The sequence below is a fragment of the Pyrococcus sp. genome (assembly GCF_030153625.1).
Classification (GTDB): Archaea; Methanobacteriota_B; Thermococci; order Thermococcales; family Thermococcaceae; genus Pyrococcus; species Pyrococcus furiosus.
This window is the reverse complement of record NZ_JASKLM010000008.1, coordinates 1-13,911: the sequence shown is the minus strand read 5'-3', so window position 1 is coordinate 13,911 and position 13,911 is coordinate 1. Positions and strand designations below refer to the sequence as shown.

General features: G+C 42.2%; 13 protein-coding genes. 5 read left to right on the top strand and 8 right to left on the bottom strand.

All coding sequences use genetic code 11. The annotated features are described in order from the left end of the window. The first annotated feature begins 155 nt into the window (after positions 1 to 155). Genes gltA through PWP39_RS02255 form a run of 5 tightly spaced genes read left to right on the top strand, consistent with a single transcriptional unit; the run spans position 156 to position 6,656 of the window. Complete coding sequence (gene gltA, locus PWP39_RS02275; RefSeq protein ID WP_011011316.1) at positions 156 to 1,289, top strand: citrate synthase; 1,134 nt, start codon at positions 156 to 158, stop codon at positions 1,287 to 1,289. 5 nt (positions 1,290 to 1,294) lie between these two features. Next, positions 1,295 to 2,497 (top strand): NADP-dependent isocitrate dehydrogenase, encoded by a 1,203-nt coding sequence (locus PWP39_RS02270; protein ID WP_288072323.1) that lies wholly within the window; start codon positions 1,295 to 1,297, stop codon positions 2,495 to 2,497. Between the two features lie 4 nt (positions 2,498 to 2,501). Next, the gene (gene acnA, locus PWP39_RS02265; protein WP_011011314.1) at positions 2,502 to 4,997 is read left to right on the top strand and encodes an aconitate hydratase AcnA; all 2,496 of its coding nucleotides are present in this window, start codon (positions 2,502 to 2,504) and stop codon (positions 4,995 to 4,997) included. 42 nt (positions 4,998 to 5,039) lie between these two features. Next, positions 5,040 to 6,482: a bifunctional ADP-dependent NAD(P)H-hydrate dehydratase/NAD(P)H-hydrate epimerase gene (locus tag PWP39_RS02260; protein WP_011011313.1), complete on the top strand. Its 1,443-nt coding sequence runs from the start codon at positions 5,040 to 5,042 to the stop codon at positions 6,480 to 6,482. A 3-nt stretch (positions 6,483 to 6,485) separates the two neighbouring features. Beyond that, the gene (locus PWP39_RS02255) at positions 6,486 to 6,656 is read left to right on the top strand and encodes a hypothetical protein (RefSeq protein WP_014835082.1); all 171 of its coding nucleotides are present in this window, start codon (positions 6,486 to 6,488) and stop codon (positions 6,654 to 6,656) included. On the opposite strand, the gene purL is transcribed toward PWP39_RS02255, so the two are convergent. The 8 genes from purL to PWP39_RS02215 form a co-directional block, all read right to left on the bottom strand. Next, entirely contained in the window at positions 6,646 to 8,760 is a 2,115-nt protein-coding gene (gene purL / locus PWP39_RS02250) for a phosphoribosylformylglycinamidine synthase subunit PurL (protein WP_288072318.1), read from the bottom strand. The two genes, PWP39_RS02255 and purL, sit on opposite strands and share 11 nt — an antisense overlap. A 108-nt stretch (positions 8,761 to 8,868) precedes the next feature. Next, positions 8,869 to 9,540: a phosphoribosylformylglycinamidine synthase I gene (purQ, locus tag PWP39_RS02245; protein WP_014835081.1), complete on the bottom strand. Its 672-nt coding sequence runs from the start codon at positions 9,538 to 9,540 to the stop codon at positions 8,869 to 8,871. Between the two features lie 5 nt (positions 9,541 to 9,545). Beyond that, positions 9,546 to 9,785: a phosphoribosylformylglycinamidine synthase subunit PurS gene (gene purS / locus PWP39_RS02240; protein ID WP_011011310.1), complete on the bottom strand. Its 240-nt coding sequence runs from the start codon at positions 9,783 to 9,785 to the stop codon at positions 9,546 to 9,548. A gap of 67 nt (positions 9,786 to 9,852) precedes the next feature. Next, entirely contained in the window at positions 9,853 to 10,422 is a 570-nt protein-coding gene (gene pgiA / locus PWP39_RS02235; RefSeq protein WP_011011309.1) for a glucose-6-phosphate isomerase, read from the bottom strand. Further along, entirely contained in the window at positions 10,415 to 10,921 is a 507-nt protein-coding gene (locus tag PWP39_RS02230; RefSeq protein WP_288072312.1) for a hypothetical protein, read from the bottom strand. Before PWP39_RS02230 ends, pgiA begins: the two co-directional genes overlap by 8 nt. Before the next feature lie 11 nt (positions 10,922 to 10,932). Continuing rightward, positions 10,933 to 11,940 (bottom strand): ABC transporter ATP-binding protein, encoded by a 1,008-nt coding sequence (locus PWP39_RS02225; protein WP_288072309.1) that lies wholly within the window; start codon positions 11,938 to 11,940, stop codon positions 10,933 to 10,935. Between the two features lie 10 nt (positions 11,941 to 11,950). Beyond that, a complete protein-coding gene (locus PWP39_RS02220) occupies positions 11,951 to 12,910 on the bottom strand; it encodes an ABC transporter ATP-binding protein (RefSeq protein ID WP_011011306.1) in 960 nt (319 codons plus the stop codon). Between the two features lie 10 nt (positions 12,911 to 12,920). Continuing rightward, on the bottom strand, positions 12,921 to 13,911 hold a 991-nt coding region (locus PWP39_RS02215), incomplete at its 5' end, for an ABC transporter permease (RefSeq protein ID WP_288072306.1).

Here is a 13,911-nt window from a genome sequence, read left to right as displayed (position 1 = left end):
ATCAAAACGAATAATAAATTTGTTCATCGTTTTCTCATAATAGTTATCACATATTCAAAATTTTGTTTTACATATGTCCACAAATGTTGAACATTGTCCCGATATTTTTGCAATATCATTATAAATAATATCTCTACGAAACATTTTCAGAGGTGATGAATACGGAAAAATACCTTGCTAAAGGTCTAGAAGATGTCTACATAGATCAAACAAATATATGCTATATCGATGGAAAAGAGGGAAAGCTATACTACAGAGGATACAGTGTAGAAGAGCTAGCAGAGTTAAGCACGTTTGAGGAAGTGGTGTATCTCCTCTGGTGGGGAAAATTACCATCCCTAAGTGAACTAGAGAATTTCAAAAAAGAGCTAGCAAAAAGTAGAGGCCTTCCAAAAGAAGTTATAGAAATAATGGAAGCACTACCTAAAAATACTCACCCAATGGGCGCTTTAAGAACCATAATCTCATATCTAGGAAACATTGACGATAGTGGAGACATTCCAGTAACCCCTGAAGAAGTTTACAGGATAGGAATTAGTGTAACTGCAAAGATACCAACAATAGTAGCTAATTGGTATAGAATTAAGAATGGTCTCGAATATGTTCCTCCAAAAGAAAAACTTAGTCATGCAGCAAATTTCCTATACATGCTCCACGGTGAAGAACCCCCCAAAGAATGGGAGAAAGCCATGGATGTGGCCCTAATTCTATATGCTGAACATGAAATTAACGCATCGACTTTAGCAGTAATGACCGTTGGCTCTACTCTTAGCGACTACTATTCAGCCATCCTCGCGGGAATAGGAGCTTTAAAGGGCCCAATCCATGGAGGTGCAGTAGAGGAGGCCATAAAACAGTTTATGGAAATAGGATCTCCCGAGAAAGTAGAAGAATGGTTCTTTAAGGCTCTTCAGCAGAAGAGAAAAATAATGGGTGCTGGTCATAGGGTGTATAAAACCTATGATCCAAGGGCTAGAATATTTAAAAAATATGCCTCCAAATTAGGAGATAAAAAGCTCTTCGAGATAGCTGAAAGATTAGAGAGGTTAGTAGAAGAATACCTAAGCAAAAAAGGAATTAGTATAAATGTTGACTACTGGTCAGGATTAGTTTTCTATGGAATGAAGATTCCAATAGAGCTTTACACAACAATATTTGCAATGGGTAGAATTGCGGGATGGACTGCTCATTTAGCTGAGTATGTTTCTCACAATAGAATTATTAGACCCAGGTTGCAGTATGTAGGAGAAATAGGAAAGAAGTACCTACCCATAGAATTAAGGAGGTAGATAAAATGAGCATTAGACTTCCACAAGAAGGAAAAGTTATTGAAGTTGTCAACGGCTCTCTAAAGATCCCTAATGAGCCCATAGTTGCCTATATAGAAGGTGATGGAATTGGGAGAGAAGTTATCCCAGCAGCGATTAAAGTAGTTGACAAGGCCGTCGAAACTGCATACAAAGGAAAGAGAAGAATTGTTTGGTGGAAGTTACTTGCTGGAAAAGAAGCCCTCCAGAAAGTTAGAAAACTTCTTCCTGAAGAAACGGTAAAAGGGATCGCGGAGGTAAAGGTCGCACTCAAAGGACCCATGGAGACACCAATAGGGACGGGACATAGGAGTATAAACGTGGCATTAAGGAAGATGTTCGATCTTTATGCAAACATAAGACCAATCAAATACTATGGAGTCCCAACTGTCTATCCATATGCCGACAAAGTGGACTTAATAATATTTAGGGAGAACACGGAAGATGTTTATGCTGGAATAGAATGGGAGGCTTATAGTAGAGAGGCTCAAAAACTCAGGGAGTTCCTAAAAAATGAATTTGGAATAGAGATAAGAGAGGACTCTGGAATTACACTAAAACCAATTTCCAAGTTTGCAACTCAAAGAATAGTGAGAAAAGCAATAAAATGGGCCATAGAAAAGGGAAGAAAGAGAGTTACAATAATGCATAAAGGAAATGTAATGAAGTTTACAGAAGGAGCATTCAGAAACTGGGCATTTGAAGTTGCTGAAAAGGAGTTTTCCGAATACGTAAGCATAGGCAAACCAGAAGAAGGCAAAATTCTAGTTGATGACAAGATAGCAGATAATATGCTCCAACAGATAATTCTCAGACCCTGGGAGTATGACATTATAGTGACTCCAAACTTAAACGGAGATTACCTCAGTGATGCTGCTGCGGCCTTAGTTGGAGGAGTTGGAATGGCAGCTGGGATAAATGTTGGAGATTACATAGCAATAGCAGAACCAGTCCACGGCACGGCCCCAGACATCGCTGGAAAAGGAATAGCAAACCCCTCAGCGGCCATTTTAAGTGCAGCACTTCTTCTCGAATATCTCGGCTGGGTAGAAGCGGCTGAGTTAATTAGAGCTTCTCTAAGGAAAACGATAGAGAAGGGTAAAGTAACTCCCGACCTAGCGAGAGGAGAAAAAGCTCTTTCAACGGAAGAATTCATTCAGGAAGTCATAAAAGAAATTGAGGGGGAATAAGTAGATGTATTTAGAAGAGAAGGATGGAATAAAATTTTACAGCTTAAATAAGTTGGAAAAGGAAGGGTTTGATGTTCATTCCCTTCCCTATTCTCTCAGAATTCTTGCTGAAAATATTCTCAGACATCTCAACAATGGAGTGGTAAGTTATGAACATATAGAAAACATCTTTGAGAGAAAGGGGGATATTCCCTTCTACCCCGCCCGCATAATAATGCAGGACTATACAGGAGTGCCAGCAATAGTTGATCTGGCCGCAATGAGAGATTACATCAAAGAAAAGGGGAAAGATCCAAGTAGAGTAAACCCAAAAATTCCTGTAGAACTTGTTGTGGATCACTCCCTAATAGTCCTCTATCACGGAACCAAGTACTCCCTCTATGAAAACATGAAGGAGGAACTAAAAGCAAATAGGGAGAGATATTCCCTTCTAAAGTGGGCATCTAAAGCTTTTGAAAATCTAAAGATCATCCCTCCTGGAAAGGGAATTATCCACCAGATAAATGTTGAACACCTCGCTAGAATAGTGTTTTTAGAAGAGGGAATTGCATATCCAGACACAGTCCTAGGAACGGACAGTCACACACCAATGGTTAATGGAATTGGAGTTCTGGGATGGGGTGTTGGAGGGATAGAGGCCGAGGCCGCTCTCTTAGGGTTACCGTATTTTATGAAAGTCCCAGAGGTCGTTGGAGTCGTTCTTGAAGGAGAACCAAGTCCTGAGATAACACCTACGGATATCGTTCTCACGATAACTGAAAAGCTTAGAAAAGTGGGAGTGGTTGGGAAATTCCTTGAGTATACTGGAAATGTCGAGGCATTATCAGCATTCGACAGAACTGTTATAGCTAATATGACACCAGAAAATGGAGCCACAGTGGGATACTTCCCAATTGACGAAGAAACAATAAAATTCATAAGATTGACTAGAGGGGAGAGCAAAGCAAAGCTTGTTGAGAAGTATGCAAAACTCAACATGCTCTATAGAGAAGAAACTCCCGAATTTGACAAAACTGTTAAGATTGACCTCTCAAAGGTCGAGCCTTCTGTGGCAGGCCCATTTCATCCAGAAGACAGGATAAGACTCAAAGATCTTAAAAACTCATTTAAAGTTGAGAAAAAAACAAAAATTAGAATAAATGGTGGAGAAGTAGAGATTGAAGACGGAATAATTGGGTTGGCTGCAATTGCAAGTTGTACAAACACCTCAAACCCCTATAACATCTTAGCTGCGGCATTAGTTGCCAAAAAAGCCGTTGAACTCGGGCTGAGAACCAAACCATGGGTTAAGACCACATTTACCCCAGGAAGTAGAGTAGTTGTTAAGTACTTGGAAAAGCTTGGGTTGCTAAGCTACCTCGAAGCCCTCGGATTTCATGTCAATGGATATGCATGTGCAAGCTGTATAGGGAACAGTGGTCCACTAAAAAGGGAAGTAGAGGAAGTTATAGATAAAGGAATAAAAGTAGCTGCGGTAATCAGTGGGAACAGAAACTTTAGGAGGAGAGTAAACTCAAAAATCGACTACACCTATCTCGCTAGCCCACCTTTGGTCGTTGTATTTGCCATAGCGGGTAAAATAACAATTGATCCAAGCGAGCCCTTAGCCTATGACCCCAATGGCAAGCCTGTATATCTTACGGACATTCTCCCAACCAAAGAAGAAGTCAAAAAGCTTGAAGAAGTTATAGGAGAAGAACTCTACAAAGAGGCCTATTCAAGCTTATTCGAGGACTCTATATGGAAAGACATAGAGACCGAAGAGAGCCCACTGTTTAAGTGGGATGAAAAATCCACATATGTTAGAAAACCACCCTTCTTTGATTTAACCCCCATAACTGATGATATTAAAGGAGCAAGAGCCTTAATAGTCCTGGGAGATAGAATTAGCACAGATGACATAAGTCCTGCAGGAAAAATAGACCCAGAGAGTCCTGCTGGCAGGTATCTCCTCTCCCTAGGGGTGAAACCAGAAGAGCTTCACACATATGGAGCCAGAAGAGGAAACCATGAAGTCATGATGAGGGGCACATTTGCCAGATTTAAGATGATCTATTGGCCCACAGGAGAAGAAATGAGTGTATATGAAGCTGCCATGAGATATAAAGAGAGAGGCATCCCCCTCATAATAATAGCTGGAAAGCAGTATGGGGTGGGAAGCAGTCGAGATTGGGCCGCCAAAGGACCAGCTCTTTTAGGCGTTAAGGCCGTAATTGCAGAGAGTTTCGAAAGAATACACAGAAGCAATTTAGTTGGAATGGGAATTGTGCCACTTCAATTCAAAGATCCAGAGGTTAGGAAGAGGCTAACTGGGGAGGAGGTATACGATATAATTGGGCTGAAAGACTTGTACCCAGGAAAAACAATCAAGGTTATAGCGAGGAAGCCGAATGGAGAAGTTATAGAGTTTGAGACAATTGCTAGAGTGGAGACACCAATAGAGGTGGAATACATAAGGCATGGAGGAATACTTAAGTATGCGTTAGAACTGTTGGGCTAAGACTTCTAAACCCTAACTTCTATTTTATTTTTGGTGTGTGATATGAAGATAGAGGATGTTTACATTTGGGATATAAATGCTAAGTGGCTCGGAATTACTCCCTATCAGCTCATGGAAAACGCTGGGGCTGGTGTAGCAAAAACAATAGAGGAAAAGTTTGGAAAGAACTTAAGGATAGCTGTTTTCTGTGGAACTGGAAACAACGGGGGAGATGGGTTTGTTGCTGCAAGGCATTTGAGCTTTGAGAACGATGTTACAGTATTCCTAATAGGTGATGAAAGTAAAATCAGAAGCGAAGAGGCAAAACTAAATTGGAACATACTAAAGAATCTTGATTTTATAAAAATCGAGATTCTAAAAGACTCCAGCCAAATAAAGGAGCTAAATCTTGAAGAATTTGACGTGATAATTGATGCCCTCCTGGGGGCTGGAACTAGGGGCGAGCCGAAGGAACCCATAAAGTCAGCCATAGAAAAAATCAACGAGTATGCTGGAAAAGCAAAGATAGTTAGTATAGACCTACCCTCAGGGTATCCAAGCAATTTAAGGGTAAAAGCTGACTTTGCCGTAACTTTCCAATGGGATAAAGAAGAATACTCAGGCTTTGAAAGGATAGTGGTGAAGATCGGATATCCAAGAGAACTCTACCACTTGGCTGGACCAGCTCACGTAAAATTCGCATTTCAGAGAAGGGGAGAGCATAAGGGACAAAATGGAAAGCTCCTCATAATAGGGGGAAGCGAGAACTACTACGGCGCTCCCTACTTAGCTGCAAAATCAGCAAGTTATCTCGTTGACTTAGTATATCTCCTAACCCCCGAAAGAGTTGCCAAAAAGATAAGCGATCCCAACTTAATTGTTAGGGAAGTGAAAGGAGAAAACTTGAGTTTGGAGAGCATAGATAAAGCTCTCGAGCTTTCAGAAAGAGTAGATGCAGTTGTCCTTGGCCCAGGATTAGGGATTAAGGAGGAAACAAAGGACTTTGTAAAAGAATTTGTTAAGAGAGTCTCAAAACCATTGGTAATAGATGCAGATGGACTAAAGATAGTAAGTGAAAACTTGGATATTCTGAAAGGAAAGGAATTTGTCTTGACTCCGCATGCAGGGGAATTTAAGACACTCTTTGGGGTTAAACCAGAAGGAGGGCTCAGAGAGAAGGCCAAGATTGTAATTGAAAAAGCAAGAGAAATTGGGGGAGTAGTTCTTCTGAAGGGAAAGTATGACATAATCAGCGATGGAGAAGTGTGGCTCTATAACAAAACAGGGAACAGGGGAATGACAACAGGAGGCACAGGAGATGTATTAGCGGGAACTGTCGGAGCATTCTTAGCCTTGAAGAACTCTTTATTAAGGAGTGCAGCTGCAGGAGCATTCCTCGTAGGTTTCGCTGGAGACTTAGTTGCCCAGGAGAAGGGGGAGAGTTTTGTAGCATCCGATGTAGCAGAGAAGATACCAATAGCACTAAAGAAGATCTTGGAGATGTGAAATATGGAAAAGAAAAAGCTGTACAGATTGCTCCTAGTTATTGTGCTAATCCTTACGATAGTCTACACCCTGGGAATCCTCGGATATCTCCCCTATGAACTGAGCTACTACATTGTAATATTCTTCATTTTTCTGTTCTTGATTCTTAGATGGCACGAGAGACTCAATCCATAATCCTATACAGCTCATTCCAGTGCACATCGGACAGCCACTTTACTGTCTTACTAACTTTTTCACCATTTATCTTCAATTCAAACTTCTCTCCTCCAATTCTTCCCAGGAGGGTTATTGGAGCTATTTTCTTCACAGCCTCAAGGTTCTCTTCTGGAAAAGTCACTATATACCTTCCATGGCTCTCGCTGAAGGCAAAGTCCAGTGGAAGGAGAGATGTTGTTATCTCGGATTTTATTCCTACATTAAACCATGTAGAAAGCTCTGCCAAAGCAACTGCTACCCCACCACGTGAAACATCATGAACAAAGCTCACTAAACCCTCTTCAATCAATTTAAGAACACTTTCTGCATTTCTCTTCTCAACCTCCAAGTCCACCCTAGGAGCAATTCCTTTAGATACCCCCAAAACTCTGTATAGCTCTGAGCCTCCTAATTCCTTTCTGGTCTCCCCTATTAAACCAATCAAATCTCCCTCTCTAGGCCCCCTCGGAATCTTTTCAAGCTTTACCTTTCCAACACCCGCAACTACAGGGGTTGGCTTTACAGGTTTATTTACGACCTCGTTGTAAAAGCTGACATTCCCACTAACATATGCCAATCCAAAAGCTTTAGCTGCGTCTGCTAGACCTTTTATCGTCTCGACGAAGCTCCAATAAACTTCAGGTCTCTCTGGAGAAGCGAAATTTAGATTGTCTACAAGGGCTAAAGGTTTTGCACCTACACTAACAAGATTCCTAACTACCTCAACTACAACTCCCATTGCACCGTGATAGGGATTTAGATAGCAGTGAGTCGGATTTCCATCAGCTGTAATTGCTAGACCGTACTCTTCGTTTATCTTCAAAACTGCCGAGTCAAACCCCGGCTTTATAACAGTTCTACCTTGAACTTCATGATCATACTGCTCCCAAACCCATCTCTTTGATACTACATTGGGACTTCTCCAAACTTTTTCGAAGGCTTCTTCTAGGGAGATTTGAGGAGTTTCAACGTCTTCTTCGATTCTATATTCTTTCATCGGCCATTCAATAGTCGGTACATTTGTTAGAAGCTCTATTGGGAGCTCTGCAACTTTTCTCCCCTTCCAATAAACTATAAACTTAGGCTCCTCTATAACCTCCCCGACAACACTCCATTCTAGCTCATACTTCTCAAATATCTTCCCCAACTCTTCAACGTCCTCAGGTTTAATGGCGAAGAGCATTCTCTCCTGGCTTTCAGAAATCATTACCTCAAGAGGAGTCATCCCGGGTTCTCTAAGGGGCACTTTGTCAGCATATATTATTGCACCAAAGCCTCTCTTGCCAACCATTTCTGAAGCGGCACAGGTCAATCCTCCCCCACCTAAGTCCTTAAGAGCTTTGACCTTTCCAGTGTAAACGGCTTCAAGCGTTGCTTCAATTAAGAGTTTCTCAGTGAATGGATCTGGAATCTGAACGGCTGACCTATCCTCCTCTTCAGCATTTTCACCCAACTCTTCGCTAGCAAATGTGACCCCGTGAATACCATCTCTACCAGTCCTATTCCCAACTATAACCAGCTTTAAACCAGGCTCAGTTACATAGCTATGAACGAGATGCTCGGGTCTCATTATTCCAATACAAGCAACGTTAACTAAAGTGTAGTTATCTAAGCTTTCATCAAATTCAGTTTCTCCCCCCACAGTGGGGACACCTATTCTATTTCCATAATCAGCTATTCCCTTAACCACGTATTCAAAGAGATATCTGTTCTTCTCCTTCTCCAAGGGGCCAAACCTTATCGGGTCAAGAAGAGCTATTGGCCTGGCCCCCATACATAAAATATCCCTAACTATTCCACCAACCCCAGTAGCAGCACCACCGTAAGGTTCAACTGCGGAAGGGTGATTGTGACTCTCTATTCCAATTACGATCCAAGTTTTATCGTCAAATTTAATTATTCCAGCATCTTCTCCCGGGCCCAAAATGACGTGCTCATTTTTTGTGGGTAACAGCTTCAACCATTTTCTGCTCGACTTATAGGAGACATGCTCACTCCACATGACCTCGAGCATGGCTTTTTCGAGATCGTTAGGCTCTCTTCCAAGCTTCTCACGAATTAACTTTTCCTCATGGGGAAACATCTTGACACCTCCTTATTGTCAGAAAAATGTAAAAATTTTAAATTTTTAAGATTTGTTTTGACTTAAAAATGTTAAAATCTAAAAGCCTCCTTCAGGGCGAGAAAAATATCAACTCCTAACCCACTCAACCATGCCCTTAAACACTTTTAACCCATCTTCACTTCCCAGGAAGTAGTGACTAGCTCTTTCTGGATGTGGCATCATTCCAAGAATATTTCCCTCCATATTTGCAACTCCGGCTATATTCAACACAGAACCGTTGGGATTAGCTTCCTCTGTAATACTTCCCTTCTCATCACTGTACTGAAACACTATCCTAACTTTTGAGGGATCATCGATGTAGTAATTGCCCTCTGCATGTGCTATTGGCATCCTCACTACTTCTCCTTCCTCGTAAAGGTACGTAAAAGGAGTCCTAACATCAACAACTTTCAAGTGGACCCACTTGCATAAAAACCTTGGTATTTTATTTGGTCTAAGAGCCCCAGGAAGAAGGCCTGCCTCAGTTAGAATCTGAAAACCATTGCATATTCCGAGTATAGGTCTCCCTTCTTCGGCGAGCTCTCTTATTTCCTCCATTATCCTTTGCCTAGCAGCTATTGCTCCAGCTCTCAAATAATCAGCGTAACTAAATCCTCCCGGAATAACAACTCCATCATAATCTTTTATGCTATCTTTATACCAAACTCTCTCAGCTTTCCCACCAGCTCTTTTTATTGCCTCGACAGTTTCAAAATCGCAATTAGTCCCAGGAAACACCACTACGGCAAATTTTACCATAATTCTCACCATTCTTCAATGGTGTATTCCCAAGTGTGAATTAAAGGGTTGGCTAACAACCTCCTACACATCTCCTCAACGTCTTTTTCTGGATTGTCACTCTCAAGAATGAACTCGAAGCACTTCGGTACTCTTAACTCCTCAACCCTGTAGCCGAGATTCCTGAGGGCATTTCCGATGACTCTTCCCTCTGGATCGTTGAGTCCTTCCTTCAATCTAACAAGAACCCTAACCCTCCATCTCATCTTTCATTACCAAGAAAATGTAAAAAAGCAGAGGTTTAAAAACATTATTTTAACATTTTTATGTTAACTACTTTTTCCACCTGGGATTATCAACAACCTTAACTTCTCCATTCTCCTCGATGACAATCTTGCTGAACCCCTTCTCAGCTATCGTTCCATAGTCATGTCCGGCATCAGCTGGATAAATTGCCAAGAATATGAATGGTTCATCACCAATATTTACCGTCCTATGAGCCCAATAGGGGGGAACATAAACTACTGTTCCAGGTTCCATTGATATCCACTTAGCATCTCCCTCGGGAGTTTGAAGAAGCATTCCCCCCTTGCCTTTTAAGGCCACATAAACCTCAGCCCTGTCCAGCTTTGCGTGGAAATGACCCTTGGTAAAGAAGAATTCCTTCCCTACTTTTCCTGGGTATAAAACTGTAGTTGCAAAGTTTAAGTCTCCCTCTTTCTCTTCCTGCTCCACTGCATAAACCTCATAAACTACAGGATCCTCCTTCTCCACAAGCTCTTTCCATGCCCTTTCATCAACAAAGTACCCCTCCATGTCGCTTAGCCTTCTTACAGATTTCTTTGCCCCCTCAATTATTCCAGTCTCAAAGTCTACCTTCACTCCAAAAGGTTCCTTATACATCGTCACCACCAGTGGTGTCTTTCTTTTTCTCCTTTTTGACTTTTTCTATCTCACCCTGGAGATAACTTGCAAAGCCTAAGAGTGAAAGCATGCTTCCAGTTATCATTGTGACAAAGGCAATAAGAGATATCCAAGAGTAAGGATAGGAGTAACCAGATATTTCAAGTGTATAAGTAACCTGGGAATCAGTAATAACCCTGGGGAAATCAGTGATATTTGTTAACGTAACACTATTGTTTTTCAGCTCAAGCGACTCGTATTTACGCCCCCAAGATACGGTTACTTTCGCATCTTCTGAAAAGAGGGTAAGGTTTCCATCTACTATCTGAACTATTGAAGATGCCTGACCAAGTAAAGATTCCCCCGGTTCAAGTGTTCCTTCAAATTTCTCCTTAGTAAATGTAGAATACATTGAAAAATACGCCAAAATAAGGGAAGTCAAAAGAAGTAAAAGACCAACAAAGAGAGGGGGATAAGTTATACCTTTCTTTAGCCCCATTTTTTGCCCCTTCAGATTTTTCCTGCCAAGTGGCACTCAACCCAGTGGTTGTGGGAATACTCAACTAACTGAGGCTCCTTCTTGTCACACAGTCCTTCCTTGAAGTACACACATCTCGGGTGGAACCTACAGCCTGGTGGAACATTTACAGCGCTTGGTACCTCACCTTTAATTGGGATTTCTTTAATTACATCTTTTCTCTCTGGAATTGGTTCTGGAACAGCCGCCAGTAATGCTCTTGTGTATGGATGAAGTGGATTGTCAATTACTTCCTTAGCCGGTCCCATCTCAACTATTCTTCCCAGGTACATCACTGCAATCCAGTCAGCAAAGTATCTTGCTGTAGAGAGGTCGTGGGTAATGTAGAGGTATGTAACACCCATTTTCTCCTTAAGCTCCTTCATTAATTCTAGAATCTCAGCTCTGATCGAAACGTCAAGCATTGAGACTGGCTCATCTGCAACTACGAATGTGGGATTAAGGATTAATGCCCTAGCAATTGCAACTCTCTGCCTCTGGCCACCAGAGAGCATGTGTGGGAATCTATTTACATAGTCTTCAGGTGGAGTTATCTTAACCATCTCTAGAGCCTTGTAAATTAGCTCTTCCCTCTCAGCCCTAGTCTCACCAATTCCGTGGATCAAGAGGGGCTCCTCAAGAATATCATATATCCTAAACCTAGGATTCATAGAGCTGAATGGATCCTGGAATATCATCTGAACTCTTCTTCTGTAAGCCTTGATCTCCTCCTTTGTCCTAAGTTCGGTAACATCCTGCCCCTCAAGATAAATCTTACCATCAGTTGGCTCTAGAAGCTTCATCACCAACTTTCCTGTTGTTGTTTTTCCACACCCACTCTCTCCAACTAAAGCGAAAACCTGCTGCTTGTAAACTTCAAAGCTCACTCCATCAACAGCTCTTACGAACCTTTGAGGCTCCCCTCTAAGTGCTCCTAGGAGCCCTCTTCTTACGGGGAAGTACTTCTTGAGGTTTTCAACCTTTAGGATTGGCTCGGCCATTTCTACCACCTCACAACAACCAGCATGCTGCATAGTGGTCTTTGTCCACCTCAATTAGCTTAGGCTCTTCCTGCTTACACCTATCCATGACGTATGGACATCTCGGGTGGAACCTACAGCCGCTGGGTGGGTTAATCAAGTTTGGTGGGCTCCCTGGGATAAATTCAAGCTTTTCCACGTCCTCATGTAACCTTGGAATTGCGGCCAGGAGTTTTTGAGTGTATGGGTGTGCTGGCTCATAGTAGATCTTCTCGCTCGGCCCAATCTCCACTATCTTTCCAGCGTACATTATCGCCACCCTATCGCTAATCTCTGCAAGAATGCTCAAATCGTGGGTAATGAATATCATTGAAAGTCCCAGCTTCTTCTTTAGCCTCTTCATCAGGTTTATGATCTGAGCTTGGACTACTACGTCTAAGGCTGTTGTAGGCTCGTCGGCAATTACTATATCTGGTTCTAGGAGGAGGGCCATTGCTATGACTACTCTCTGCTTCATTCCACCTGAAAGTTCGTGTGGATACCTGTAAACTACCTCTGGGTCGAGACCAACCATTTCAAGGTACTTCATTGCCCTGTCAAGAGCTTCCTCCCTCTCCATTCCCTTGTGGTATATTAGAGGTTCAATCATTTGGTAACCAACGGTATATACTGGGTTAAGGGCGTTCATTGCACCCTGGAATATCATTGAAATCTTCTGCCACCTTATTTCCTTTCTCAAGACATCTTCTGGCAAACCAACTATTTCCCTGCCATCAATCTTTATGCTTCCCCCCACTATTCTTCCTGGGGGTTGAGGCATTCCCATTAGTGTAAATCCAATAGATGACTTTCCACATCCGCTCTCTCCAGCTAGGCCAAGGACTTCTCCCTTTTCTAAGTCAAAGGTGACATCGTCAACTGCCTTAACTGGACCTCTCGAAGTGAAGTAATACATCTTAAGATTCTTAACCTCAAGTATCTTCTTAGCCATGTAAACCACCTCACAATCTCCTGAGTCTTGGGTTCAATATCCTATCCAATGCAGTACCTAACAGTACGAATGTGAATGCAACTAGTGCTATTGCAAGTCCTGGTGGAATGACCCACCACCAGTAACCGTTGACCGCTGCATTCGCGTTCTGGGCATCGTGAAGTATCTGTCCCCATGTCACCTGGGTTGGATCACCAAGACCTAGGAAGCTAAGTGAAGCTTCAGCTAGAACTGCACCTGGAACGCTAAGTGCCATCTGAGCAAATGCGTATGGCAAGAGCTGTGGCATCATGTGCTTGAAGATTATTCTTCCACTTCCAGCACCTAAAGCTATTGCAGCCTCAACATAGGTTTGCTCCTTAATCTGGTAGGCCATACTTCTCGCAACTCTCGCAACTCCAACCCATCCAAAAACCGTCAGCAGTAATACAATTTGCCAGAGCTGAATGTGTCCTCCAAAGTAAGTACCCAGGAGGATTAGGATTGGTAGTGTTGGTATTGACGCCATGAACTCCTGGAATCTCATCATGATTTCATCGGTCCATCCTCCAAAGTATGCTGCAGCTACACCGTAGAATATACCAACCAGAACTGTAAGCACTGCTGTTGCAACACCAATGGTTAGAGACACTCTAGAACCCCATACTATTCCTGCGAAAAGGTCTCTACCTTTATCATCTGTTCCAAGATATCCGTATGTTCTTCCCGGTAGAATTAATTTTGCATTTGAGAGATCCACAGAGGTATTCCCGGGAGTCTTAATTTCGAAGACTATGTGGTATTCTCCCTGGAGGGCCTTTGGATATTCTAACATGTCAGGTGAAATTTGAGCAAAAAGCACTCTCATTGTGTCTATTGAAGTCACCAATTGAAGTTCTTTTGAGGGATCAAGCTGTATGCCAGTTTCACCTTTGACCCAGTTGATAACAGTCTTTCTCACGCCGCTATCTCTCGCAACCTGAATAGTTGTTGTCCCTTTTATCTTTACTCCAGACAGCAAA